This window comes from Microcoleus sp. Pol12B3 (assembly GCF_036701355.1).
GTDB lineage: Bacteria > Cyanobacteriota > Cyanobacteriia > Cyanobacteriales > Microcoleaceae > Microcoleus.
In genome coordinates this window covers 1-25,955 of record NZ_JAUBQS010000057.1, presented here as the reverse complement: position 1 = coordinate 25,955, position 25,955 = coordinate 1, and the positions used below count along the sequence as shown (strand labels likewise).

Sequence of the window (25,955 nt, the reverse complement as noted above, 5' to 3'; positions counted from 1 at the left end):
CTTGTCGGTAAGCTCTTCTTCTGTCTTCGAGTTTGCCTTTTGCCTTTGAGTGATATCCTAGTTGTGTGTGTTTTTCTATTTTCCGATAGAGGCGAGCGTCTTCATGGAAGTTAACGATTTAGGGTTTGTGGCAACCATTCTGTTTGTATTGGTTCCCAGTGTTTTTCTAATCATTCTGTACATTCAAACAGCTAGCCGTCAAGGTAGAAAAGATTAGCAACTGCTGCTATTTCTGTCAGGCGCAAGCTGCTTGCAAAAAAAAGCGCCAACAGCTTTTTGCTGAGGCGCTTTTTTGTTAACTGTTGAGTTTTAGCTGCTAACTCTTAACAATAAGATCCTAGCCGACTGTGCGGGCTAGCAAGACCGGACAGTTGGCATAAACTCGCACGTAGTCTGATAGCGAATTTCCTAGGAGTCGATCGATATCCACAAAGTTTTTGGCAACGCTGGGTCGCCGATCCGGGGAACCGATTACCAACAAGTCGGCATTCAAGTCGTCTGCAATCCGACAAATTTCTTCCCCTGGCTTGCCTGTAGCACTCACGCAGCGGTAGCTAACTCCCATTTGTTTGGTTAGCGCTACTGCCGGAGCTAATACAGGGTCTTTTTCAGCACTTGCTGTTAAATCTTCGCTGGTTTTTCCCGTCAAATCTTTGGTGACGTGTACTAAAATTATCTCTCCGCCGCTGACTTCTTTGACCAAAGATAGCGCAAGCTGCAATGACTGTTTGGCAGCTTCTGATTTGTCTACCGCTACCATGACGCGCTTGATTTTTTTGACGTAAATGTCGTCTTTGACTAACAGCATCGGTCGGGATGTTAGCTGGAAAACGTACTGGCTTACTGAGTTTTCCAAAATCGATTGCAGCCGTCCGAGTCCCCGGGAACCCATAATTACTAAGTCGGATTGTTCTTCTTCTGCGACTTGGCAAACGGTGGTTTTCGGGTCTCCCTGTTTGAGCCGCGGGTTGACTTTGCTGGGATCTATTTTCAAAGACTGGACTGCTTGTGCTAAAATCTTGCCTCCTTCTTCCAACTTCTCGGCCATGCCATCGGAGGTTACTTGCGGCGGCACGACGTGCAAGACGGTGACAGAGGTTTGTTGCAAGGAAGGGATGTCCATCAACATATTAAACATCTCTTCGCACAAGCCGCGACCGGCTACGGCTACTAAAATTTTTTCTATCATGGTTTTGGCGGTAAAAACAGTTGAGTTTTCTTGTGCGACGTTAAACTAGGGCGTTGGTACTCTAGTTTCTTACTGTCAAGCATAAGCCTGAAGTTTGTCTTATGATTTGTAGAAATGTAGCGTTTTGGAACGATTTGTAAAGTGTTAGAGAACGATCGAACTCAACCAGAACTCGCACCGGCTGGTGCTATTCAAAATCGGCGCGGGATTGACTCTGAGGGCTGGTTTGAATACTTGGTGCGAGTGTATCCTCACCATACTGACTACAGCGGTGTGGTTTGGCACGGCACTTATATTGCTTGGATGGAGGAAGCTAGGGTGGAAAGTTTGCGCTCTCTCGGCATCGAGTATGCAGACTGGGTGGCGCAGGGTTTGGAATTGCCCGTGGTGGAACTTTCGCTGCGCTACCACCGGGCTGTACAAATGGGTCAATCTGTAGCAGTCAGAACGCGGATCGCTGCTACCGAGGGTGTGCGGCTGCTTTGGGATTACGAAATTCGATCGGCTGATACTCAGGAGTTATATGTGACAGCACAGGTAACTTTGGTTGGTGTCGATCGCGACAAGAACAAGATTATCCGGCAATTGCCACCGGCACTAAAAGAGGCTTTGACAAGGCTTTCTGTTAAACCTTCAACCTAAGCTGCTGTTAACTATAAAAAATAGTTAGTGCAGCCCTAGTAAGTAGAGTGCGTGACTTTTGAGTCACTCCATTCGTCGCCCAAATTTTATTTGGTCACGCACCCTACACAACTGCCTTCTGCCTTCATGGGAACTTTTAATAATGTCAAAAAAACTGGGATTGCCAGAGCCAAATATTGAACTTCAGCGCAATATTTTGGAAAAAACAGAGTTAAACTCTGCCTTAACAACTGAAGACAAAACTCTTGTTTCTGGAAAGCCAGACAGTTTAAAGAACGGTGAATTAGCTGAGAGTCAAGGGAAAATTTGGGCGATCGCATCGCTGTCGGCGGCGCTGCTAGCGGTGTCGCTGGCTGCGATTTTTATTAGGTTGAGCGAACGGGAAATCAGCCCGAATGCTACTGTTTTTAACCGTTTGTGGATAGCAACTGTAGTATTTGGGGTGTGGAATGCTGCGGGTGCTGCGCGTCGCCGAATGTCTGGGGCACAAGTTGAAGAGCGATCGAACTACACTCTGCAGGATGTGATGCTGTTAACAGCGGTAGGCGTGGTTTCTTCTGCTTCTGTGGGTTTCTGGGCCTGGTCACTGAGTCAGACTAATGTCGCTAATTCTACTGTACTGCGAAACTTAACTCCTTTATTTACTACTTTGGGGGGATGGCTGCTGTTGGGGCGGCGCTTTGACAGCCGATTTTTGGTGGGACTGGCGGTGGCGTTGTCCGGCGCAATTGCGATCGGCATGGACGATTTGCAAACTGCGGGAGACAATCTTGCCGGCGACATTGCTGCTCTTTTATCGGCGATGTTTTATGCAGGAAATCTGCTCATTTCAGAACATTTGCGAACCAAGTTTCCGGCAACAACTATATTGATGTGGCGATGTTTCATTGGCAGTATATTGTTTTTGCCACTCGTTGTGCTTGCGGGCGATCGAGTTTTCCCTTATTCTTGGCAGGGATGGCTGACTGTAATTGCTTTGGCGGTGATTTGCCAAGCTTTCGGTCAGGGACTGCTTATCCACAGTCTAGGTCGTTTGTCCTCGGAATTTGTAGCTTTTTTCCTGCTGCTAGAACCCGTAATTACGGCTATTATGGCTTGGGTGCTGTTTTCGGAAAGTTTGAGCTTGTTTAATTGGTTTGCTTTTTCTGTGGTTTTGGCTGGAATATATTTGGGAAAATCTAGCAGTTCGGTCGCTAAAAAATGAAACAAAAAGGAAAAATACTTAAATGATTCCAAGATCGATTAGCCGGAATCGCTGGCATTATGACTTTACTTTGCTGCCTCAATATTTGGAGGTACTCTTTGCTAAATTGCGGATTGCTGTGGTGTTCGGTGGCGACTGCGACCGCCCTGGTTCTGTGATTTACAAAACTCACAATCCCCGCGCTTGGAAAAGTTACGAAATCGTCGCCCGCGAGATTGCGAAAGCCTTAGCAGAGATTGGATTTCAGCAAGTTTTTGTCATTCCTGACGACATGAATTTGCCGCAACAACTCAAACAAAACAATATCCATTTAGTGTGGCTGAATACTGGCGGAGTCCAGGGCTACAATCCTGTTTGTCACACTCCCGCATTGTTGGAAATGTTGGGAATGCCTTATGTCGGTCACAATCCTTTAAATAGTTCAACTTTAGATAACAAACACGCTTTTAAGCGGGAACTGCAATCAGTCGGAATTAAAACTGCTCCATTTATGACTTGGCATCCTTCTCAAGGGATCTTGCAGCCTAATTTGCATCAGCGTTTTGCCATTGCTTTTGGTGACTATCAAGGACCGTTTGTTGTTAAACCAGTCTCCGGTCGCGCTTCGCTGCACGTTCATTTTGTAGACAAGATTGAGGGTTTGTCTCAGGCGGTTTCGGAAGTTCACCGAGACACTCACAATACTGCTTTAATTGAAAAGTATTTGCCGGGACGAGAATTTTGTGTAGCGGTCTGCGGCTATGTTACTTATGCTAAAGGCAGATTTTATAAAAATACCAAACCTTTTGCTTTTTCGACTGTAGAGCGGGTGCTGGAGCCGGAAGAACGCATATTTACTTCTATGGATCAAAAGGCGATTACGGCCGACCGAGGACGGTTGATGGGCGGTGACGAACCTGAACTAAAACAAGAGTTAATTGAGTTAGCTCGAAAAATTTATTGGGAGTTTAGTTTGAACAGTTTGGTGCGGATCGATGTCCGAAGTGATGCTGATGGCTCGCTTTATGTTTTGGAAGCAAATCCCAAACCGGATCTGAAACACCCAGGGGAAAATGTGACGAGTTTGGTAGCTTTAGGTTTGGCGGAATACGGGATGAGTTATAACGATTTAATTTTTAGTTTACTGGCGGATAGGTTGGATTATTTGTTGACTCAGCATATCCAAATTATTCCTCATATTGTGGATTTGCTTCATTAATCGGACTGGCAGGTTGCGCTGGGCGCACCTTACCTATAAACAAAAGGGCTTTGTAAAGAAATATAAATTGTTGAGCAAAGTGAACACAGGTTGGCAAGTTGTGATAGCTTTGAGTAAGATAGCGATTTGTAGATGTCCATTTTTCTGTCAGCATTTTCTGTCAGCATCAAAGTCACTCAATTTATATTAATTAGATAAAACAAATGCAAGCATTACTTTTATTTATAGGATTTGGAGGCGGGGCATTAGTCTGCTGGCTAATTTTGAATAAGCGAAATTCACGCAATTTGGTGCGGATGAAGGGTTCGCAGGAGGCTATATCGAATTTGGCGGCTCAGTTGGATGCCCGAAATTCGGAATTGCGGCAAAAGGTTCATAATGAAAATAAGTTAAATTCTGAATTATCCCAGTTGCAAAGTCGGTTTGAGGCTGTGACTCGCGAGCAAGATATTTTAAAAAATCAAGTGTCGGAAATGGAAGATTTTTTGGCAGGAATTGCCCAAGATCGATCGCAAATTGATGCTCTGATTGCTGATTTGCAGTTTCAGCTAGAAAATGCTCAACAAGCTGAGTCGCAGTTAGCAGAAGTGGCAGAACTTAAAGATCGGTTAGAAGTTGCGGAGCAGGAGCGATCGCAGCTTAACGCTCAATTGCTGGAAAAGCAAGCAGAGTTAGAGGCGGTTGATGCAGAACGTTCTCAATTTCAGGCTCTGCTGTCTGAATTTGAGACTCAGTTGGAAACGGCTAGCCAAAGCCGATTGCAGGTACAGTACCAGTTGTCGGAAATTCAAATTAAGTTCGATCGCTCCACTGAAGAGCGGGAGCAACTTCAGTCTCAACTGTCGGGTTTGCAAACTCAACTGCAATTAGTCGAAGCAGAGCGATCGCAATTTACTTTGGAATTGTCAGAGCTACAAGCTCAATTGGAGAGTGCAGAGCAAGAACGCGAAATACTCAACTCTCAATTGCAAACCGCTCGCGAACAAGCACAGCAACCTCCATTTGAATTATTAGAACTGCAAAGACAGTTAGAAGCTGCTAATTTGGATAAAACGCAGTTAAACTCTCAAGTTCAGGAAGTACAAATTCAATCCGAAATGGTTGTTTTAGAGCGAGAGAGACTGCTGGCTAAGTTGTCAGAATTGGAGTCTCAGATACATCGCAAGGAGGGAGATAGCTCGCAACTCCAGTCTCAGTTATCAGAATTGCAAGCTCAATTAGAAACTGCTAACACCGAACGATCGCACCTTTATTCTCAATTGTCGGAATCCCAAAGTCAAATCGAGACAGCCAACCAGAGCCAAACTCAACTTCAATCTCAAGTATCCCACTTAGAAGCTCAGCTAGATAGCCTGCGTCAAACTCGCTCTGAATTAGAATCTCAGCTAGAAACAGCTAACACAGAACGCTCGCAACTTTATTCTCAACTCTCGGAAATTCAAAGTCAAGCCGAGACAGCCAACCAGAATCAAAATCAACTTCAATCTCAAATCTCGGAGTTAGAGCACCACTTAGAAAGTGTGCGTCAAAATCGCTCTGAATTGGAATCTCAACTCACTTCTCAAATCTCGCAATTGCAAAGTCAAACCGAGACAGCCAATCAGAATCAAACTCAACTTCAATCTCAAGTATCCGAGCTAGAAGAACAGTTAGAAACTGTGCGTCAAAGTCGCTCTGAATTGGAATCTCAGCTAACTTCTCAAATCTCGGAATTGCAAAGTCAAATCGAGACAGCCAACCACAATCAAGCTCAACTTCAATCTCAAGTATCCGAGCTAGAACATCACCTAAATAGTGTGTATCAAACTCGCTCTGAATTAGAAGTTCAGCTAGAAACAGCTAACACAGAACGATCGCACCTTTATTCTCAACTCTCGGAATTCCCCGCTCAAATCGAGACGGCCAATCAGAATCAAAATCAACTTCAATCTCAAATCTCCGAGTTAGAACATCAGTTAGAGAGTGTGCGTCAAAGCCGCTCTGAATTGGAATCTCAGCTCACTTCTCAAATCTCGCAATTGCAAAGTCAAATCGAAACAGCTAATCAAAATCAAACTCAACTTCAATCTCAAGTATCCGAATTAGAAAATCAGTTAGAAAGTGTGCGTCAAAGTCGCTCGGCATTGGAATCTCAGCTAGAAACTGCTAACAGAGAACGATCGCGCCTTTATTCTCAACTCTCGGAAACTCAAAGTCAAATCGAGAGAGCCAACCACAATCAAGCTCAACTTCAATCTCAAGTATCCGAGTTAGAACACCAACTAGAGACAGTTTATCAAGAACGCTTGCTGCTAACATCGCAACTTTCCGAAGAGGGCGATCGACAATCTGAGCATTTTGACTCGGAATCAAAGCAAATTGAAGCATCTACTTCTAATCCCAAAGTTTTGAACAGTAAAAAATTTGTTGTTTCTCAGCAGGGTCAAGGCGATTATACTACTATTAGCGAAGCGCTGAAAAATGCAGCACCGGGCACGCGCATTGACGTGCATCCAGGCGTTTACCGCGAAAGTTTAATTCTCGACAAATCGGTAGAAATTATCGGCAGCGGAGAGGTCGCTCGCATTGTGGTTGAAAGTATCAACTCAAACTGCATTAAAATGGCAACTGACCGTGCTTTAGTGCGGGGGTTAACCCTGAGCGCGACAGGGAAATATTACGCTGTAGATATTCGCAAAGGCGAGTTAATCATAGAAGACAGCGATCTCACTTCTGCGGACTATTCTGTGGTGGGAATTTGCGGCCCTGATGCAAATTCTATTCTCCGCCGCAGTCAAATTCATGATGGGGTATGGAACGGAATTTTTATATCGGATAATGCGAAAGCAACGGTGGAAGATTGCAGTATTTTTGACAACGGCAGTTTGGGAATAGGTGTCGGATTGGGAGGAAAATTGATCGTGCGCCGGTGTCGGATTAATGGTAATGAAGGTGAGGCGATCGGCATTTACAGAGATGGCATTGCTACCGTGGAAGATAGTGATTTAACGGGCAATCCTGGAGGTGCTTGGCGCATTGCAGATAACGGATACCTGCGCGGCAAAGGAAATCAAGAATAGAAGAAGGAAGAGGGAAGTTCGGCAACGAGCACTGTACAAGATGTAACGGATGTCAGGAAGAAGGAACAAGGAAGAGAAAAAAGGGAAGAGAATTCCTAATTAGCGATTCCAAATCCCCGATTACCAATTACCAATTACCAATTACCAATTCTAAATGCCTAACAATCGAGCTGGATTGTGTTTCATCATTAAATCAATTTCGTGCGGAGAAATGCCTTCACCTATCAATTTTTCCACAAATAATTTGTAACCTTCCGCAGGCAAAGGATCGGGTTTCCTTCCTAAATCCGTGCTGAGAACAAAATGCTCTGCTCCGATTAGTTTAATCGCTGCTGCCATCTTACTAATAGAAACTTGATGCCAGTTTTTGTGACCGTCATCAGCGGCATTGTCTCCCATCAAATCGTTGACAAATGCGAGTTCTAGAAAAGCTCCCATCTGGGCGGCTGTTTGCATATTTTCTAGGGACAAACCGGGTACATCTGCCATTGCGTGGGTAATCAGGATGTTCTTAATGTTGAGCAGGTTGGCTTCAGCTACAACTGCCATCACTTCTTCTGAGGAAATATGACCAGTTTCCAATACCAAATTATCTTTGGCTACCATCTTCAACACCGCTGCTGTTTCCGGTAGAACCTTGCCATTTTCCGCAACTTTAATCCCCATTCCCGATTTGTGAAAAACCTGGAAGTGATGCTCAGCATCAACTGTTGGCAGCCACACTACTTTACCGTATTTGCCCCCGACGCGGTGCATTGCGTCTACAGCGTCGGGATTAATGCCACCGACAGCATGATTGAGAACAACTCCTCCGAAAACTTCGATTTCTGGTACTATTTTATTAACCAAAACTGCCCGCGCTGCTGTGCTGGCATAATGATTTTTCAATACCACAGCTTTCATCTTCGCCCTAGCAGCTAATTTCGCTACTTCAAAATCATCCAACCTGCGGGGAATCACATCAGGAGAAGAATGAATGTGAAAGTCGATCGCACCTTCGATCGTACTCTTTGGCAAATTGACCATCGGCGAATCTCTGACAGCATAAACTGGCAGACAAAACCAATAGCAAACCATCCAAACTAACGTAAAAAAAACAGCTTGCATTCATCCCCTCTGCGTTCTCTGCGCCCTCTGCAGTTCATTTTCTCTTAATTCTCTAAAATAAAAGATTTAACCGCATTTGCTAAAGCTTCTGCATTCTCTTCGTGCATACCCAAAGAACCGGGAATAACTCGCGATTCAACACCCGGTAATTCCGTTAATGCTTCCATTTCAGCCTTTGATTTTGGCGGCGCATTCTCAGCAATTACAACCATCACCGGCACTGCTAATTGTTGAAAATTATCTGTAAATTCCGATCGCACTTTAGCCGGATCTAAACCACCAGTCACAAAGGCAGCGGGACCGTAGCGAGCACCGGGTTTTTGCGTGATTTTCCACTTATTTTGAATGAAGTCGGGCGTGACTTTTGCAGCATCCACATAGACGTGACGCCGATACATCAAACTCAGGAAAGACGGCGCAGTGTTTAGTTTGTATAGGAATTGTCCCAGTAAGGGCGATCGTACTAATTCTCTCACAATTCTATGCCACCCGCTTTGCTGTTTGCTCATCGTCGGCAAAGGCCCGCGCCAAGTCGGCGCAGCTAACACAATCTTTGACCAAACATTAGGCTTTGATTGCACTAATTGCATCACATAACCCGCAGCGTGACCTGCTGCAACTACAGCAACCGGGCTATTAAAAACTGACTCAACAAAATCTTTCAGAAATTGATGGTACAATTGCGGTTGATAGTCGGTTCGCGGGCGATCCGATTCGCCAAAACCAGGCCAATCTAAGCTCACCACTTGAAAGTTAGAAGCTAACAATTCTGCTAAAGGACGCATTTCTTCTCGCGTGGAAACTGTACTGAAAGCAGGCAGCAGCAATACAGGATTTCCCTGTCCTCTGGTTTCATAAATAACTTTGATTTGCGTTTCTTTCCAATTCCAGAGATATTCTTGAACTGCGGCGGGATAGTTGCCAGAACCGGATTTTGTTAAATTTGTAGTTTGAGTCATAACTGTTTATTCTTTTAATTTGCTTCGGCTTGCTTGTTCAATTCACAAGCAAGTGCCTTATTTTTCATCATTTGAAAGATGTTGTAAAATCCGTTAGCGCGGGAAGGTGTCAGACTCACATTCAATCCGGTGTCTTGAATAAAATCTGGGGTAATGGTGACAATTTCAGCAGGCGTTAATCCGCTCAAACCTTCCACCAGCAAGCCAACTAATCCTTTGACTAACTGAGCGTCTGAATCGCCTTGATACAATACTTTTCCGTCTGCCAAATTTGCAGTAATATAAACTTGCGACACGCAGCCAGAAACTTTGTTTTCCGGCAGTTTGTCGCTTTCGGGAAATGCTGGGAGTCGCTTGGCATACCACAGCAGTTGTTCGTAGCGCTGTTTTGGATCGGAGTGTCGCTGAAAGCGCTGGACGATTTTAGCTAGGGCTGCGGGTAGCGCGGTGTTTGCGGACATGATTCACTCGTAGCGGTTTACTTCGTTAATATTATACATTTAATTTTGCCGGCGGGTGCGATCGCCTGCTCATCTGCTCCCACTGAAGCCGTATTCAGGTGAATCGGTTATTGTTATTGTAGTTAACGAGTTAGAGCATTCAAAACAGAGGAAATATGGTATTTAGTGCTGTTAATGAAGATTGGTGTCGAGTCGTAATGAACCGCGAAACGCGCAGAATAGTTAAAAGCTTGCAGCCAGAGGGCTTGAATGTATTAGAAATATCCGGCAATAGTTGGGGTAATTGGGAGTCTTTCAAAAGCTATAAATCACTTAAGTATCCCGATTTTGATATTTGCGAGTCTTGCCTTGATGAAACATTTGATTTAATAATTGCCGAGCAGATATTTGAACATTTACTTTGGCCTTACCGCGGAAAAAATATATATAGAATGCTCAACAGCAAGTGATATTTTTTAATAACCACACCCTTTTTGATTCGCATTCACGATTGTCCTACAGATTGCTCTCGCTGGACAGAAACTGGCATCAAATACTTGCTTGCTGAATGCGGTTTTAATTTAGAAAGCATTCAAACAGGAGCCTGGGGAAACCGAGCTTGTGTGGTGGCAAACTTTGCCAGGTGGGAGCTTTACAATCCCTCCATTCATTGGCTCGCAAACGAGCCAGATTTTCCCTTGGTAGTTTGGGCCATCGCACAGAAATAACTCGGCAAAAAGACGATTTTATCGAAAAACAAAGCGGTATAATATATTGTGAAAAAACTCTGGCTACAACATCGCATTTTTCCGGCAGTCATCTTCTTAGGATTGGGTTTGCTGTTCACCATCGCCCTTTCGCTTTCTTTTGGTGCGGTATCCATGAGTGCCGATCAATTGTGGCAAGCATTTCTGCACCGAGGTGATGCTGCCAATCAGACTATTTTATGGGAATTGCGTTTGCCCAGAGTTGTGGCAGCGCTGACGGTTGGTGCGGCTTTAGGAATGTCGGGGGCGTTGCTGCAAGGTTTGCTCCGCAACGGTTTAGCAGATCCTTTTGTATTAGGAATTTCGGCTGGTGCGGGGTTGGTTGCGATTACCATGCTGACTTTGGGAATATTTCAAACTTGGGTGCCTTTGGCGGCTTGGATAGGTGCTATTTTAACTTCGATGCTGGTCTACTTTTTGGGAAAAACTAAAACTGGCATTTCTGTTGAACGTTTGGTTTTAGCCGGTGTGGCTGTGAGTTCTCTGTTCGGGGCAATACAAACTACACTGCTGCTGTTAGCTGAAGACAGCCGTTTGCAAGCTGCTTTGAATTGGTTAATCGGTAGTTTGAACGGTCGCGGTTGGTCGGATTTGCAGGTTGCTTCACCTTATATTTTGACTGCTTTGCTGTTAGGATGTTTTTTAGGGCGCTCGATAAATTTGCTGGCTTTGGGCGACGATTTAGCTGTTGGTTTGGGGGTTTCGCTGGTACGATCGCGCTTGTTGATTGGGGGTGTTGCTACTTTGCTAGCTGCGAGTGCTGTCAGCATCGGCGGATTGATTGGTTTTGTGGGATTGGTTGTGCCTCACGGGGTGCGTTTGTTGGTGGGTAATGATTATCGGTTTGTATTGCCGCTGAGTGCGATCGGCGGTGCTTGGGTGTTGGCTTTTGCTGATTTTTTGGCTCGTTTGGGTGCGGTAGAATTGCCTGTGGGTACGGTGACGGCTTTGTTGGGTTCTCCGCTGTTTGTCTGGCTGCTCTATCGGCGTTCTAGTTATTAAGAAGAAGGAAGAAGGAAGAAGGAAGTTCGGCAACTAGCAATGTACGGGATGTAACGGATGTCAGGAAGAAGGAAGACGCAAAATTAATTACCGATTATCCATAACCAATAACCCATAACAAAATATAATGTCTTTAGAAATTCAAAATTTAACTGGTGGTTACGGCGAAGTTGCGATCGCCCGCAACATCACTTTATCTTTACAACCTGGTGAGTGGTTGAGTCTCATCGGTGCCAACGGTTCTGGTAAGTCTACTTTCTTGAAGTTAGTTAGCCGCATCCTAATTCCGCAGCAAGGAAGTGTGTTGCTTGATGGCAAAGCAATTCATACTCAACCTGCTGCTGTTGTCGCTCAAAAATTAGCGATTTTGCCGCAGCAGCAAACAGTACCGGAAGGTTTGACTGTAAAGCAATTAGTTAGTTTGGGGCGTTCTCCTCATCAGGGTTGGTGGCAGTGGGAATTGAGCAAGGAAGATGCGGAAAAGGTGGAAGTTGCTATCAGTCAAACTGGGATTGAGGAATTTCGCGATCGGCCTGTCGAACAACTCTCAGGAGGCGAACGCCAGCGCGCTTTTCTCGCCTTAGCTTTGGCTCAAAACCCGCAAGTTTTGCTATTAGATGAACCTACGACTTATTTAGATATTTGCTATCAGTTGCAATTGTTAGATTTGCTTAATCAACTCAATCAAAAACACAAGTTGACGATTATTACCGTGTTGCATGAAATTAATTTAGCTGCTAGATACAGTTCGCGGATTGCTATGTTAAATAAAGGAGAACTTTTTTCTGTAGGAACTCCGGCACAAGTTTTAACTCCTGATAATTTAGCTAAGACTTTTGGCGTAGAAGCTATAATTTTAGAGACTTCTGTAGGCTTGCAGATTTGTGCGATCGCTCCCACTCTTCACACTTAATCCTTGTATGATAAGTATAACCTTGCCCTCGCACTAAGTTCTCAATTTCTTCCTAATTATTTCTATTAACTGATTGTCACAATCCGCTGTTCTATCTGAGTGCCACAGGCTTTAAACTATTGCTTAGTAGTGGTTCCAAAGGGTAGAATAAAAATTAAGAGATACTTAAAAAATCCGATTTCAGGCAATAAGTGCGGTTTTTTATACAAAATCTACCGTAAACTATTGATATTTAAATACTTAAGCGCTAAAGTGCGCTCGAACTTCCCGTCAATTCTGTCTCAACCTGGTCTAAACTCGGTGTAACTCCAGCCAAAACTATGTACAAAACTTTGTTTTATCGTACCGCTATCCTGTTGCTGAGTTTAGCATTTACCGCTTGCTCCGCCGCCACTTTACCCCAAATTCAGCAATCAACTCCTGCTGTTTCGCCAGCCAATCAACCACAAACAACTAACAGCGAATCAGCACAAAAAGTTGTAGCTTTAACACCTTTAACCGCCGATATTATCCATCAACTCGACCCAACCAAACTTGTGGGAATTCCCGGCAGCGCATTAGTCAGCAGCAACCCCAAATTTACAGGAATTACCGCAGTCACTACCGAACGCACCCCTCCTAATTTGGAAAAAATCATCGCATTGAAACCAAATTTGGTCGTAGGTGCGTCGGGATTTCACGACCAAACAATGCAAAAATTGCAGCAGCTTGGAATAAAAACTTTACTTACTCAAGTTGATAGCTGGAAATCCCTAGAAGAGTTAACAACTACTTTAGCTAAATCCCTCAATACAAATCCAGAACCTCTGTTAAAACGCTACCAAACATTTTTAGCAGACATCCCAAATCAAAGCCCTGCCACTTTAGTTTTGGTAAGCAGACAACCGATTTTATCTCCAAATCAAAGCAGTTGGGCTGGAGATTTGCTGGGTAAGTTTAACGTGAAAAATGTCGCCGCCCAGTTGCAAGGAGATAGCCCTGTTCGAGGCTACGTGACGCTTTCAGCGGAAAAGGTTTTAGAGGCTAATCCTGAAATAATCATTATAGTCGATCGGGAAGAAGGAATTTTAGACCAATTTAAATCTGATTCATTTTGGAATCAACTAACAGCCACTAAAAATAATCGAGTTTACGTTTTTGACTACTACGGATTGGTCAACCCAGGGAGTATCGAAAAAATTGAGCAAGCAACTGCTCAACTTAAACAAGTTCTAGCTAAAAAGTAGAGGGGGTTACAACAACTGAAAGAAGTAAGTCATTACTAAAACCCCAGTTTAACTAGGAACTGTTGAAGAAACCTTGCTAATTACACTGTGGGTAATAGCTGTAGAAGCCGTAAAAGCAGACCCGATTTTGATAGATCCAAAATCTATATAAATGCTGGAACAGATTGACTACCATTTCTCTAAAAGTGAGAAAGGGCGCAGCGATCGGAAACCTGGTTTTTGATCCTGACTTCCAATGCTGTTCGATCGATCGCCCTTACACCGGTAAAAGCGGCACACCGCGCAACTGCCGCAGGGAATTGATACAAACCGGGCAGTCGCAGCCAAACATCGCCACGGCCGCATCGCTTTCTTCTTCCGAAAAATCCAGCATCGCCGTCTGTTCGTCAGCAGGGCGCTGCCAAGCGATCGTCGGTTTAGAATCTGAAGCAGCGGTTTTGGCGGGGAGTCGCACGCAAGTCAGACGCTGAGTGTGGGGCGATCGCACGCAGCGGGGCGAATCAGCCGATTGGCTTGGTGTTTCGCCAATTTGAGCGGGATTTGCGATCGCGCTCAAAGACATCAGAGATCCAAACAGCGTCGGACTTACAAGTAAAGTGAGGAGCAATCTATTCATTTGTCGTCCTTAAGAACTTCAACGTACACATTAGCCCATTATCTGTTGCAATTCAACAAGGTTTTTGTCCCCCATCAGTATGATTTGCCGTTATTAAGGCTTAAAATCCCAATATTTACCGCCCAAAACTTCAACAATTATTCGGGTATTAGCAACCAGCATTTTCTGATAAGTATCACCTTCGCTCCTCAGTTTAAGATTTGTTGCAATTTGAGTAAGTTTAGCTTGCCAGTGATAACAAATTCATCCAAGGCGGGTAAACTGATTTCAGCAAGGGTTACTCGAAGCAGCGAAAAAATTTACCTCAGAAACCAGGTGGGGAGTGATGAGTACAGTTTTAGTGGTGGAAGATTCCCGCAGTCAGCGGGAGTGCATTTCACATCAGTTGAGATGCAGCGGATTGAATGTAATTCAGGCATCTGACGGTGTGGAAGCGCTAGATAAAATTGAGAAAAATTACCCTGATTTAGTATTATTAGATGTCATAATGCCCCGTCTAGACGGTTACGGTGTCTGTCGTTTAATTAAAGCTAATCCCGAAACTCGGAACATACCGATCGTATTTTTAACAGGCAAGGGACAGCAGTTAGCTTTATTTTCCCGGGCGATCGATCGCGCCGAGGCTTATGTTAGCAAACCTTGGCAGCCGAGGGAACTTTTGGCAACGATCAAAAAAGTTTTGCTCAATGCCCATATTAAGTTCGATCGAGCTTCTGCGGAGGCTTGGACGGAATACGGAATTTTAAACTTAAACACAGTCGAACTTTATCAAAGCCACGCCGATGCTTGGACAAAATACAGCGCCCAAATTATTAAATTGTACGATTCCAGCTTAGCAGCTTTCGAGCAAGCGTTGGCAATTGAACCGAGTCACTCGAATGCAAACAAGTATCGCAACCGAGTCCAGACAATCCGGGCAATTTTGATGAAAAAATTAGAGCAAACTAAACCTTGCAAAGTGTGCGATTATTATTACGGTAAGGATGGCATCACTTGTGCAGTGCATCCGCCTGGTCGCCCTCAAGAAGTGTGTCGTGATTGGGAATTTAATTAAACAAAAATGAAAACAAATAACCGTGCTTACTTAGAAACCTTGCTGCAAGAAAGAAACGAATATCCCGAAAGAATGGCTGAAATTGATGAAAAAATTAATGCCACTTTCCGCAAAAATTACGCCATTTTAGTAATGGATATGTCGGGATTTTCGCGCACGACAGTCCGCTACGGAATTATTCATTTTTTGGCAATGATTCACCGGATGCACGGAATTGTCAAACCGATAATTTCCGAATACGGTGGCACTGTAGTTAAGGAGGAAGCAGACAATATTTTTGCAGTTTTTGCTGATGTAAAAGCGGCGGTGGAAGCTGCGATCGACTCTGTGAAACACACGGCGGCTGTCAACACGACACTGCCGCCGGAAATGGATATTTACCTCTGCATTGGTATCGGCTGTGGCGATGTTTTGATGCTGGAAGGAGAGGATATGTACGGTTCAGAATTTAATCTAGCATCCAAGCTGGGAGAGGATCTGGCGGAACGGGGAGAGATTTTGCTCACCTCAGCAGCCTTTGAAAAATTGGAAGGTGATAAGCAAGATTGGGAAAGAGTGGATTTTTCGATTTCGGGTTTGGAGTTGGTGGCGTACAAGCGGCTGTAATCAAGTTAATTTCTGTTGTCTTCTCGTTCTTTACCATGCTGGAAAATGAGAACATGACTTGCGTCAGCCTTGACTAGAAACCCGGTTTCTTCGCAGATATCGGGCGACTCAGCCATTTTGATAGAAACCGGGTTGATGAGGCTATATTTTTAGAGAATATCGAATTTAAATAAAATTTAAAATCAGATGATTGAGGAATACAAAACTTGGCAATCTATCAATTTATCCGCTATTGGACAGCGGCTGGCTTGGCTGCAGCAACAGCCAGACACAGTTATTTTTTGCAAAGAGTCTGGTGTTCACTATGTTGCAGTCACAAAAGAGCGATCGCACATTAAGCTATCTTTAGTAGAAAAAGTAAATCAGCACACAGATTTACTGCAATCTATTTGCGATTTCAACAATCCTTTACATCTAGTGTCGGAATATACTCAGGCGATGATGTTGGGTTTAGTGTGGCAAAGCCAACCTCAAAGAATCTACATAGCTGGATTTGGCGGTGGCAGAATTCCCTTAGTTTTGCACCACTATTTGCCGGACACAGTTATAGAATGCGCGGATGTCGATCCGATCGCGATCCAAGCAGCTACACAGTGTTTTGGGGTAAAATTGGACGATCGGCTAACTGTAACAATTCAAGACGGCAGAGAGTATTTAGAGCAGCAAAAATCAGATACTCAGTACGATATCATCATGATCGACGTAGCTTTTGGCAACGGCTACTTTCCGCATCGCCTATCCACCAAAGAATTTTATCAAATCTGCGAAAAACACTTGTCAAGCGAGGGAGTTGTGCTAGCAAATCTGCTGCACAGAGATCAGTTTTATGCGGAAAAAATCACGACTTTTCAAAGTGTGTTTTCTCAGGTGTGCGTGTGTATTTGCCAGGAAAGTAATAGCATTTTGATTGGTAGCAACAGCCAGATTTTGGAGAAAGATGAGATTGTTGCTAAGGCAAAATATTTGCAAGATAGCTATCAATTTTCCTTTCCATTACCAGACAGGGCGCTTGAGGTGAAAGTAGGTAGAGAATTGGCGGAGGCTATACCTAATTTAGACAAAGCTCAAATTTTTCATGACGATTCGCCGCCCGCTGGTTATTTTGATTGCTGGTTATTCTGATATTAATAGTAAGTCCGGGTTTACTCTTTGTGGAACAGGCATCTTGCCTGTTCCGAAGTCCGAGCAGAGGGGGACTAAGAGAAAAGGGGGTACTAAAGCCGGATTTAATATGATGTGATTTTGTCCCGAATTTTCAGCATCGATCGCCGATCGAGAAAAAATCTATAATAAATCCATATTCTAAAATCTATAATCAAATGGGGACACCAGTTGATTTTCCTAAATATCTGCAATCCCTGGTTGAGTCTTATAAAAAACAACAGCATCTCTACACGCTGACTGATTTACAGGTGGAGGTGCGGGTGGAAAAGCCACCGGAGGATTCATCGCAACCTCGATCCCCAGAAAATAAACCAGAAACGAAAATCGAGCGGCTGGAAGTGCTGGCGGGAATCCGCAAGTACCTGCAGCAGGGAAAAGTGCTGCTAGTGGGCAAGCCCGGTTTGGGAAAATCCACGGTTTTGCAGCGTTTTCGGTGGGAATTGGCACTAGAAGCGCTCCATGAGGGCGATCGACAGATTCCGGTGTTGGTGCAGTTGAGGTATGATCGCTCGATTTTAGAAGCAATATGTGCCGAATTTCGACAGGCAAAGCTGAGAGTTAGCCGGGAAGAGGTGGATGATTTGCTGCTGGATGGCAGGTTGCTGCTGTTGCTGGATGGCGTGAATGAGATGCCATCGCAACAACGGCGGCAGGATTTGCAGCTATTCCGCGACGACAATCCCGATACGCCGATGATTTTCACGACGCGGGATTTGGCGCTGGGCGGATCTTTGGGCATTGAGAAACAACTGGAGATGTGCGCGCTGACGCAACCGCAGATGCGGGAGTTTGTGCACAAGCATTTGCCGCAAGATGGGGATTTGCTGCTGCGACAATTGCGCGATCGCCTGCGAGAGATTGCCGAAACGCCGTTACTACTGGAAATGATGTGTAAGGTGTTTAAAAATAGCGGGAAAATTCCCCAGAGTAAGGGCGAGTTGTTTCAGGAGTTCGATCGCCAGTATGACGAGTTTAAGGGCGCTGCGTTGGTTTCGGATGATTTTCGGCGCTTCAAGTCGGAGGTTTTGCAGCAGTTGGCTTTTGTGATGTTGCAGGGTGACTCGCAGCGCCCCACGGATGGTTGGGTGGCGATTTCTCGCGATCGGGCTGAGGGGATTTTGGAGGGCTGGTTGGGCGATCGGGGGGTGGTAGATGCGCCAACCAAGGCGAAGGAGTGGCTAGAGGATTTGCTGGAGCACCATCTGTTGCAGGTGGCGGCAAAGCAGGAGGAAATTGAGTTTCATCACCAATTATTTCAGGAGTATTATGCGGGGCGGGCGTTGCTGAAACTGTTGGTTGAAAGGCATATTGATGCGATCGATGATGAACGGTTGCAGCATTTCTATTTGAATTATTTTAAATGGACGGAGCCTCTGGCGTTCATGCTGTCGTTGTTGCGGGATGAGGCGCAGGCGGTGCGGGTGGTGCGGCTGGCATTAAAGGTGGATTTGAGGTTGGGGGCGCGGCTGGCGGGGGAGGTGCAGCGGGTGTTTCAGAAGTGTACGGTTGGGTTGGTGGATGAGTTGGATGTGCCGGGGTGGTTGAAGGTTGAGCTTTTGGAGGAAGTGCGATCGGATGAGGCGATTGGGGGATTACTTAAACTCGTTGAACATTCACACCCTTTTGTGCGTAGGAGGGCGGCAGATGCCTTAGGCAAAATCGGTGACGATCGGGCGATTCCGGGATTACTTAAACTCGTGGAAGATCGAGACTCTCATGTGCGTAGGAGCGCGGCAGATGCCTTAGGCAAAATGGGTGACGAGCAGGCGATTCCGCGATTACTTAAACTCGTGGAACATTCAGACTTTGATGTGCGTTGGATCGCGACAGATGCCTTAGGCAAAATGGGTGACGAGCAGGCGTTTCCGCGATTACTTAAACTCGTTGAAGATCCAGACTCTGATGTGCGTAGGAGCGCGACAGATGCCTCAGGCAAAATCGTTTACGAGCAGGCGTTTCCGCGATTACTTAAACTCGTTGAAGATCCAGACTCTGATGTGCGTAGGAGCGCGGCAGATGCCTTAGGCAAAATCGGTGACGAGCAGGCGATTCAGGGATTACTTAAACTCGTGGAAGATTCACACTCTGATGTGCGTAGTAGCGCGGCACGTGCCTTAGGCAATATCGGTGACGATCGGGCGATTCCGGGATTACTTAAACTCGTGGAAGATCCAGACTCTGATGTGCGTAGTAGCGCGGCACGTGCCTTAGGCAATATCGGTGACGATCGGGCGATTCCGGGATTACTTAAACTCGTGGAAGATCCAGACTCTGATGTGCGTAGTACCGTGGCATATGCCTTAGGCAATATCGGTGACGCTCCGGCGATTCCGGGATTACTTAAACTCGTTGAAGATTCAGACTCTGATGTGCGTTGGATCGCGGCAGATGCCTTAGGCAATATCGGTGACGCTCCGGCGATTCCGGGATTACTTAAACTCGTGGAAGATCCAGACTCTGATGTGCGTGGGATGGCGGCATATGCCTTAGGCAAAATCGGTGACGATCGGGCGATTCCGGGATTACTTCAACTCCTTGAAGATTCACACTCTTATGTGCGTAGTACCGCAGCAGATGCCTTAGGCAAAATCGGTGACGATCGGGCGATTCCGGGGTTACTTCAACTCCTTGAAGATTCACACTCTGAGGTGCGTAGGAGGGCGGCAGATGCCTTAGGCAATATCCGTAACGGTCGGGCGATTCCGGGATTACTTAAACTCGTTGAAGATTCAGACTCTGATGTGCGTAGTACCGCGGCAGATGCCTTAGGCAATATCGGTGGCGCTCGGGCGATTCCGGGATTACTTAAACTCGTTGAAGATTCAGATTCTGGTGTGCGTGGGATGGCGGCATATGCCTTAGGCAAAATCGGTGACGCTCGGGCGATTCCGGGATTACTTAAACTCGTTGAAGATTCATACTCTCGTGTGCGTTGGAGCGCGACAGATGCCTTAGGCGAAATCGCTAAGCAGCACACAGAGAAAGTCGCCCCCCATCTCCCCCACCTCCTTACCTTAATCCCCTCCAAATCCGGCGAAAAAGTTCACAGCCTCATCCTCGCCATCCAAGCCGCCTGCAAATACTACAACTACCCGATACATCAGTTATCCCTAGCACCGCACCCAGCCAAACCATCCCAGCCAACCGAACTCCTTGCTAAAATTGACCAAACCACCCAGCAAATCCACAAAAGAACAAAACAAATGGCTGACCAACCCACCCAAGACTTCTCCCATGCAACCTTCCAGGCCCTCGTCAACTTCGGCCCCAACCACGGGACCCAAGCCCACCACCTCCACATCGCCGCCCAGCAATCCTCCCCTGAAGCTGCACTGAATGCAGTAGTGCAAATCATTCAGGCATTAGAAAAAAAATATACTAATGTGCAAGACGAGCAACAAGCACTCAATATTATTGATGCAGAATTTAAGGAAATCAAAGAGCAAAAACCCATCGAGTGGCAAAACCTAATCAGCGTCAAACGGCTTTACAACGGTGGCAAAAAAGCAGCCGTGAAAGTTGGCGAACACTTCGCCGAATCAAACCCCTGGGGCAAAGGACTTGTTGCCTTCATTGAAGGCGTATCCGAAGACGTGAAATAGCCAGCCAACCCAAAAGTTTGCTGAAATATTGCAACATTTTTAATAAGGCTTTCAGGGGGGGGCGAGACGCCCACCCCACAAGAAAATTTACTCTTTGTGGAACAGGCATCTTGCCTGTTCCTAAAAGGGATGCAAGATGTAAAATAAAACAGCAGTAAGCTCTATGCAAACCGGAGGCTAACAGTATGATTCAAAATCCCGCATACTATCAGATGGTGCTAGACACCTTCTGCACCGCCCTAGAAGATGCCCGCCCCGCTGTCAGGGCGAAAGCTGCAGAAGCACTGGGAAAAATGGGAGATGTCGCGATGGTGCCCATATTAGTTAAAGCCTTGAAAGACACCTCACCAGAAGTCCGTTCCAGCGTCATCCAAGCCCTCGGACAACTGATACTAAATGAGGCTTAAATACTCCTTTCATTTCTTAGTCCCTCTCAGCAGGGACGAAAGTTTGTGTAGACGCGATTTCAAGATCCGAGCAATCTTATCATTTCATATATTCAACCATCTGCTGTTCCAGCTTAGCCAACAAAGTATCAACATCCGTCGCAGCTTCCTCAAAACAAACAGGAGGTTCAGGCTTAGGTTCAAAAAGAATCAACTTAATTTGACCTTCACCGATCGCCAAAATCGCCACTTCTGTCTCAGGCTTGTGAGCGTTCAACACACCTACAACTTCCTGAATATGACTTCTCACTTGACGGTTCAACTCCTCAACCGCCTCTTTCTTACAATACACAAATCGCGCAGTTTCTGCCACATCAATTGCCAAAATCTCCTCGCTTTCCTCTCCCCTTTCTAGAAATAGCCCCCAAGCCAAAGCAGCCAATTCATTTTGATTAGCTTTCACGAATTTATCTAATTTGCGGCTCCAGCTATTTTCGTTGGGTTTGGACTCAGGGCTATCAAATAGAAACATTTTCTCTTCTTGTTTGTATAAACTAATATTTTACAGTCAGCAGTCAGCAGTCAGTTGGGAGTTGGCAGTTGGCAGTTGACTGTTGTCATTAGTTAGCCATGCCCAATGCCCCATCCCTAATTACAAATTAGCAATTTCCAATTACTCCAAACCGCTGCGTTTCTATCTTATACCAGATTGCACGCGCCAGAGCGCCGCATAAATTCCGTCCTGTTCGATCAGTTGTTCGTGCTGCCCCGATTCTACCACTAGCCCTTCTTCCATGACACAAATGCAATCGGCATTGCGGACAGTAGAAAGACGGTGGGCGATCGCAATTGTAGTGCGATTCTTGGTGATTCGTTCGAGCGATCGCTGAATTGCGGCCTCAGTCTCGTTATCCACCGCTGAAGTAGCTTCGTCAAGAATCAAAATCGGCGGATTCTTCAAAACAGCCCTCGCAATTGCAATTCGCTGCCGCTGACCCCCCGACAATTTTTGACCGCGTTCCCCTACAATAGTGTTGTAACCGTCCGGCAATTGTACGATAAACTCGTGCGCTTCTGCAATTTTCGCAGCATTTACTATCTCTCGATTGCTTGCTTCAAAACTGCCGTAAGCAATATTCTCGGCAACCGTACCGTGAAACAAAAACACATCTTGACTCACCAATCCGATCGCTCTCCGCAAATCTTTTAAATTCAGGTTATTTAATTCTATCCCGTCGAGATAAATATTGCCGTACTGTACCTCGTACAGCCTCAAAATAAGCTTCACCAGGGTACTTTTTCCCGAACCAGTAGCCCCAACAATCGCAGTAGTTTTTCCTGCCGGCAGAGTCAAGGAGAAATACTGCAAAATCGGCTTTCTTTGATTGTAAGAAAAAGTAACATTTTTAAATTCCAACTCACCCTTAATCGAACTAACGGGCCGCCGAATATCACCCGTGTGAATTGCGATCGGAGTATCCAACAAATTCATCACCCGATTAGTAGAAGCCATTGCGCGCTGGTATTGATCCAGAGTATCTCCCAGACGAGTCAGCGGCCACAGCAACCGCTGGGTCAAAAACACCAAAACGCTGTAAGTTCCCACAGACAACCGGCCCGCCACCACCTCCAAACCGCCCAGAAATAGCGTTGCAATAAACCCCAAGAAAATCACAACCCGAATCAGCGGAATAAAAGCGGCCGAAAGTACGATCGCCCGTCGGTTGCTTTCGCGGTAAGCTTGGCTTTGTGCTTCGATGCGCTGAATTTCATAATCTTCGGAAGTAAAACTTTTAATAGTAGTAATTCCCATTAAATTATTCGACAGTTGCCCGTTCAGAAAACTCACCTTTTCCCGCACATCAGCATAGAGAGGAGCGAGGCGATTTTGAAAGGCGATCGAACCCCAAATAATAAAAGGTATGGGCAGCATAGACAGCCCAGCAACAAGAGGAGATGCCGCAAAAAAAGCCGCGCCAATCACAACAACCGTTGTCATTACCTGAATTATCTCATTAGCGCCGTCGTCCAAAAAACGTTCGAGTTGATTGATATCATCATTGAGAATAGAAATCAAACCGCCCGTGCTGCGTTCTTCAAAATAAGCTAATTCTAATTCCTGCAAATGGCTGTAAGCTTCCAGACGCAAATCGTGCTCAATATCCTGAGCCAAATTGCGCCACAAATAATCATAGGCATATTCAAAAAGAGATTCCAACGTCCAAATAACCGCGCTCAAAAAAGTGATAATTGCCAGTTGCCAAAAGACATCTTTTATGCCCCACTGAGCGAGGATAGAATCTTGCTGTTTCACCACCACATCAACGGCAATACCGATTAATGCTGGCGGTGCTAAATCGAAGAATTTATTCAGCAGCGAACAGATACTTGCCAGCCAAGCTTTCAGGCGGTAGCGGCGGCCGTACTTCAGCAGCCGCTTTAGGGGATGGACAGGTTTTGATGGATTTGGTGATGCTTGAGAATCATTCATAGGGCATGGGGCATCGGAAATAGGGCCGAGAATTAAAAATTAGTAGGGTGATCCGCGCGCACCTTACCCTTGTTTAATTTTTAATTCTCAAATGCCCTGTTCCTAGGCTTTAAATGTTAACACTGGCTTCATTTTAGCGACTACACCAACTATTTGCGCCTCAACCTGAACGTCAATTACTGGGTCAACTACCCAGCATCAAGCGGAGTACCGCTATGATGTGGGCTTGTATCTGAACTCCACCGCAATTCCGAAAACCTTTGCAGGATTTGGGCTTTGGTTTCACCGCTCGATACATCAGGGGATGCTGACAAGCTCCCCGTGCTCATCCAGTCTTGCCGGACAAGCAACGCTCTCATTGCAATATTTCGCGCACCAACCAAATCAGCGTGTAACTCATGACTACAACATTCGCATCGAAACAATAGTCCTTTGTTTGGTCTATTAGCATCCGAAGTATGTCCACATTTAGGACAACTTTTCGATGTGTAATGAGCCGGAACTTTAGTTGCTAACGAACCATTTAGATTGGCTTTGTAGTCGATATATCCGTGCAATTCGGCATAAGACCATTTAGCTTTATTTCGATTAGCTCTACGTCTCTTTTTGCTTGCCGTCTTGCTCGATTTTCTCCTAGTCCTGTCCCGTATTCCGGTGAGGTTTTCTAGTCCAATTAGGGTGTTAGGTTTGGCAATATCCTTACTGATCTGGTGGTTTACATCAGCGATAAACCGTCTTTCTTTCCCAGACAAAGCGATTAGTCTTCGCTTCGCTGAACGAGTGTCTTTACGCTGAAGAGTCATCCGTGCTTTATGGTAGCGGTTAGCTTTATGTATAGCATTCTTCCCTGAGTAGAATTTAGCCTTATTTTGCAAGTCTATTTCCACCGCTAAGTAGCGCATACCCACGTCAACACCAGAGACTCTAGTTATTTTCAGTGGGTCAATCTTAGGCGTTTCTACTTCGATACTTACCATCAGATAGTAGATCGTGGAGGAACGCTGATAGACAATTTTAGCCGCTCCAATCCTTGCACCATTAGCAATTAAATCTAAATGCTTATTGTAACCATCATACGAGACCACTATCCGACCTTGGAGAGTGATGATACTCACTTGCCTCTCGGCTTTAAAAGAGTAGTCACGTTGATAATTTAGGGTACAAGTTCGAGATATATATTTGGGGGCTTTGTCTAGCCCTTTATACCGTCTCTTAGTGTAGCCTTTAGCAATAGCATCGTTAGATTGTTTTACCTTAGTCCACAGAGTCTTATAGGTTCCAGACACTTGTCTGGGTACATTGCAAGCCATTTGCGCTCCCAGCCCAAATCGAACCCGCAATTCGTTGTAGACCGCTTTCTGTAACTTAGCACCATTGCTGGTTTTGCCTGCATCAAAAGCAACTTGTGAAGTGTAATTCAAGGCATCTCGGTAGGCTAAAGCAGTCTGAGACACCAAAGCTTTTTGCTCGGCAGTCAGTTTTAGTTTTAGCTTGGCGGTGATTACTTGGGACATTATTTTCACGAACTTTGGTATTATTGTATCTCGTGAAGATAGTAAAAACAAGGGGCAGGATCAGGAATCTGTTCGTTCTTCGACCACCCCTTCCCGTACAATATCTAAAGATTGTCGGTTTTGGTCAGGGGTGGATCTCTTCACTTACGCGCATTCCTCCCGACGCTCACGCCCTGCGGTAGAGCGTGGGACTCCTGCTGTCTAGTTGAATAGGCTTGTAAATCGATCGTTCCCCGAACCAACCAGCAAAAAAGACGGCGCGCCCATCGAACCCGGTATAATTACAGGCTGACCGGAATGTGCGGGACAAGCGCCTTTGCGCGTTACCCAGCCGGCACCTTCAGCCAAAGTGAGATTGTGAGGCAAATCGTATACTAAGGGAGCTTCGACATCGCCGAAAACTTGCCGCAAACGCAACCGCAGAAGTTCTGCTAGCAGCAAACGGTTAATAAAACCGTAGTTAGCGGCGGTTGCTTCCGCTTTCAGGTAGCTGTTCACAAGTTCGGGATTTGCTGCCGCAGACAGCGGGAAAAGCCTGGATTCAGGATGTTTCAGAGTTTTCGGCCAGGCGTCGCAAGCTCGATCGCGCCACATTCCGCCGATGTATTTGCCGACATTCCGCGAACCCGAATGAATCATGAAAGCGATTTGTCCCGATCGAACTCCCCAAGTATAGAACCCATTTGAGATCTTTTGACGATCGCCCGTAGAGATGCGATCGGCTCGTGTCACGGGCGATCGGCTCGTGTCACGGGCGATCGGCTAATGTAAAATTACAATCAAAATACTCAGAGCGGATAATGCCATACTCTACTA

General features: G+C 45.6%; 23 protein-coding genes. 14 read left to right on the top strand and 9 right to left on the bottom strand.

Translation table 11 applies throughout. The features are described from left to right. Nucleotides 1-103 precede the first annotated feature (103 nt). The gene (gene psbM, locus QUA53_RS22910) at nt 104-217 is read left to right on the top strand and encodes a photosystem II reaction center protein PsbM (RefSeq protein WP_015177760.1); all 114 of its coding nucleotides are present in this window, start codon (nt 104-106) and stop codon (nt 215-217) included. A 120-nt stretch (nt 218-337) separates the two neighbouring features. On the opposite strand, the gene QUA53_RS22905 is transcribed toward psbM, so the two are convergent. Next, a complete protein-coding gene (locus QUA53_RS22905) occupies nt 338-1,189 on the bottom strand; it encodes a universal stress protein (RefSeq protein ID WP_333099951.1) in 852 nt (283 codons plus the stop codon). 141 nt (nt 1,190-1,330) lie between these two features. Between QUA53_RS22905 and QUA53_RS22900 the strand changes: the two genes are divergently transcribed. From QUA53_RS22900 to QUA53_RS22885, 4 genes are all read left to right on the top strand, one after another. Further along, nucleotides 1,331-1,831 carry a thioesterase family protein gene (locus QUA53_RS22900; protein ID WP_333099950.1) on the top strand — a complete coding sequence of 167 codons (501 nt, stop codon included), beginning with the start codon at nt 1,331-1,333 and terminating at the stop codon, nt 1,829-1,831. 142 nt (nt 1,832-1,973) lie between these two features. Then, the gene (locus QUA53_RS22895) at nt 1,974-3,035 is read left to right on the top strand and encodes a DMT family transporter (RefSeq protein WP_333099949.1); all 1,062 of its coding nucleotides are present in this window, start codon (nt 1,974-1,976) and stop codon (nt 3,033-3,035) included. A gap of 22 nt (nt 3,036-3,057) precedes the next feature. Continuing rightward, entirely contained in the window at nt 3,058-4,233 is a 1,176-nt protein-coding gene (locus tag QUA53_RS22890) for an ATP-grasp domain-containing protein (RefSeq protein ID WP_333099948.1), read from the top strand. A 203-nt stretch (nt 4,234-4,436) separates the two neighbouring features. Further along, nucleotides 4,437-7,292 (top strand): right-handed parallel beta-helix repeat-containing protein, encoded by a 2,856-nt coding sequence (locus QUA53_RS22885; protein WP_333099947.1) that lies wholly within the window; start codon nt 4,437-4,439, stop codon nt 7,290-7,292. Nucleotides 7,293-7,442: 150 nt separating this feature from the next. Here the strand turns inward: QUA53_RS22885 and QUA53_RS22880 are convergent, their stop codons facing one another. The 3 genes from QUA53_RS22880 to QUA53_RS22870 are packed head-to-tail and all read right to left on the bottom strand — an operon-like array spanning nt 7,443 to nt 9,819. Then, the gene (locus QUA53_RS22880) at nt 7,443-8,399 is read right to left on the bottom strand and encodes a DUF6282 family protein (RefSeq protein ID WP_333099946.1); all 957 of its coding nucleotides are present in this window, start codon (nt 8,397-8,399) and stop codon (nt 7,443-7,445) included. A gap of 44 nt (nt 8,400-8,443) precedes the next feature. After that, the gene (locus QUA53_RS22875) at nt 8,444-9,358 is read right to left on the bottom strand and encodes an alpha/beta hydrolase (RefSeq protein ID WP_333099945.1); all 915 of its coding nucleotides are present in this window, start codon (nt 9,356-9,358) and stop codon (nt 8,444-8,446) included. Between the two features lie 14 nt (nt 9,359-9,372). Further along, on the bottom strand, nt 9,373-9,819 hold the full coding sequence (locus QUA53_RS22870) for a SufE family protein (RefSeq protein ID WP_333099944.1): 447 nt from the start codon (nt 9,817-9,819) through the stop codon (nt 9,373-9,375). Between the two features lie 155 nt (nt 9,820-9,974). Between QUA53_RS22870 and QUA53_RS22865 the strand changes: the two genes are divergently transcribed. From QUA53_RS22865 to QUA53_RS22850, 4 genes are all read left to right on the top strand, one after another. Beyond that, nucleotides 9,975-10,268, top strand: a complete 294-nt coding sequence (locus tag QUA53_RS22865) for a hypothetical protein (RefSeq protein WP_333099943.1) — start codon at nt 9,975-9,977, stop codon at nt 10,266-10,268. A 306-nt stretch (nt 10,269-10,574) separates the two neighbouring features. Continuing rightward, a complete protein-coding gene (locus QUA53_RS22860) occupies nt 10,575-11,567 on the top strand; it encodes an iron ABC transporter permease (protein ID WP_333099941.1) in 993 nt (330 codons plus the stop codon). Between the two features lie 127 nt (nt 11,568-11,694). Beyond that, on the top strand, nt 11,695-12,480 hold the full coding sequence (locus tag QUA53_RS22855) for an ABC transporter ATP-binding protein (RefSeq protein ID WP_333099940.1): 786 nt from the start codon (nt 11,695-11,697) through the stop codon (nt 12,478-12,480). A 320-nt stretch (nt 12,481-12,800) separates the two neighbouring features. Continuing rightward, nucleotides 12,801-13,706: an ABC transporter substrate-binding protein gene (locus QUA53_RS22850; RefSeq protein WP_333099939.1), complete on the top strand. Its 906-nt coding sequence runs from the start codon at nt 12,801-12,803 to the stop codon at nt 13,704-13,706. A 256-nt stretch (nt 13,707-13,962) separates the two neighbouring features. On the opposite strand, the gene QUA53_RS22845 is transcribed toward QUA53_RS22850, so the two are convergent. Then, nucleotides 13,963-14,322, bottom strand: coding sequence for a hypothetical protein (locus QUA53_RS22845; protein ID WP_333099938.1), 360 nt, complete (start codon nt 14,320-14,322; stop codon nt 13,963-13,965). Nucleotides 14,323-14,647: 325 nt separating this feature from the next. Here QUA53_RS22845 and QUA53_RS22840 point away from each other — a divergent pair, with 325 nt between their 5' ends. The 5 genes from QUA53_RS22840 (at nt 14,648) to QUA53_RS22820 (ending at nt 21,155) form a co-directional block, all read left to right on the top strand. After that, the gene (locus QUA53_RS22840; protein WP_333099937.1) at nt 14,648-15,376 is read left to right on the top strand and encodes a response regulator; all 729 of its coding nucleotides are present in this window, start codon (nt 14,648-14,650) and stop codon (nt 15,374-15,376) included. Between the two features lie 6 nt (nt 15,377-15,382). Next, complete coding sequence (locus tag QUA53_RS22835; RefSeq protein ID WP_333074421.1) at nt 15,383-15,982, top strand: adenylate/guanylate cyclase domain-containing protein; 600 nt, start codon at nt 15,383-15,385, stop codon at nt 15,980-15,982. A 186-nt stretch (nt 15,983-16,168) separates the two neighbouring features. Next, nucleotides 16,169-17,104 (top strand): fused MFS/spermidine synthase, encoded by a 936-nt coding sequence (locus QUA53_RS22830; RefSeq protein WP_333099935.1) that lies wholly within the window; start codon nt 16,169-16,171, stop codon nt 17,102-17,104. Nucleotides 17,105-17,301: 197 nt separating this feature from the next. Then, nucleotides 17,302-20,748 (top strand): HEAT repeat domain-containing protein, encoded by a 3,447-nt coding sequence (locus QUA53_RS22825; protein WP_333249107.1) that lies wholly within the window; start codon nt 17,302-17,304, stop codon nt 20,746-20,748. A 185-nt stretch (nt 20,749-20,933) separates the two neighbouring features. After that, a complete protein-coding gene (locus QUA53_RS22820; RefSeq protein ID WP_333099932.1) occupies nt 20,934-21,155 on the top strand; it encodes a HEAT repeat domain-containing protein in 222 nt (73 codons plus the stop codon). Nucleotides 21,156-21,234: 79 nt separating this feature from the next. Here the strand turns inward: QUA53_RS22820 and ccmS are convergent, their stop codons facing one another. The 4 genes from ccmS to QUA53_RS22800 form a co-directional block, all read right to left on the bottom strand. Continuing rightward, nucleotides 21,235-21,666 carry a beta-carboxysome assembly chaperone CcmS gene (gene ccmS / locus QUA53_RS22815; protein WP_333099931.1) on the bottom strand — a complete coding sequence of 144 codons (432 nt, stop codon included), beginning with the start codon at nt 21,664-21,666 and terminating at the stop codon, nt 21,235-21,237. A gap of 162 nt (nt 21,667-21,828) precedes the next feature. After that, a complete protein-coding gene (locus QUA53_RS22810; RefSeq protein WP_333099930.1) occupies nt 21,829-23,625 on the bottom strand; it encodes an ABC transporter ATP-binding protein in 1,797 nt (598 codons plus the stop codon). 188 nt (nt 23,626-23,813) lie between these two features. Then, complete coding sequence (locus tag QUA53_RS22805; protein ID WP_333099967.1) at nt 23,814-25,139, bottom strand: transposase; 1,326 nt, start codon at nt 25,137-25,139, stop codon at nt 23,814-23,816. 201 nt (nt 25,140-25,340) lie between these two features. Further along, nucleotides 25,341-25,871 (bottom strand): RtcB family protein, encoded by a 531-nt coding sequence (locus QUA53_RS22800; RefSeq protein WP_333099929.1) that lies wholly within the window; start codon nt 25,869-25,871, stop codon nt 25,341-25,343. Nucleotides 25,872-25,955: the final 84 nt, after the last annotated feature.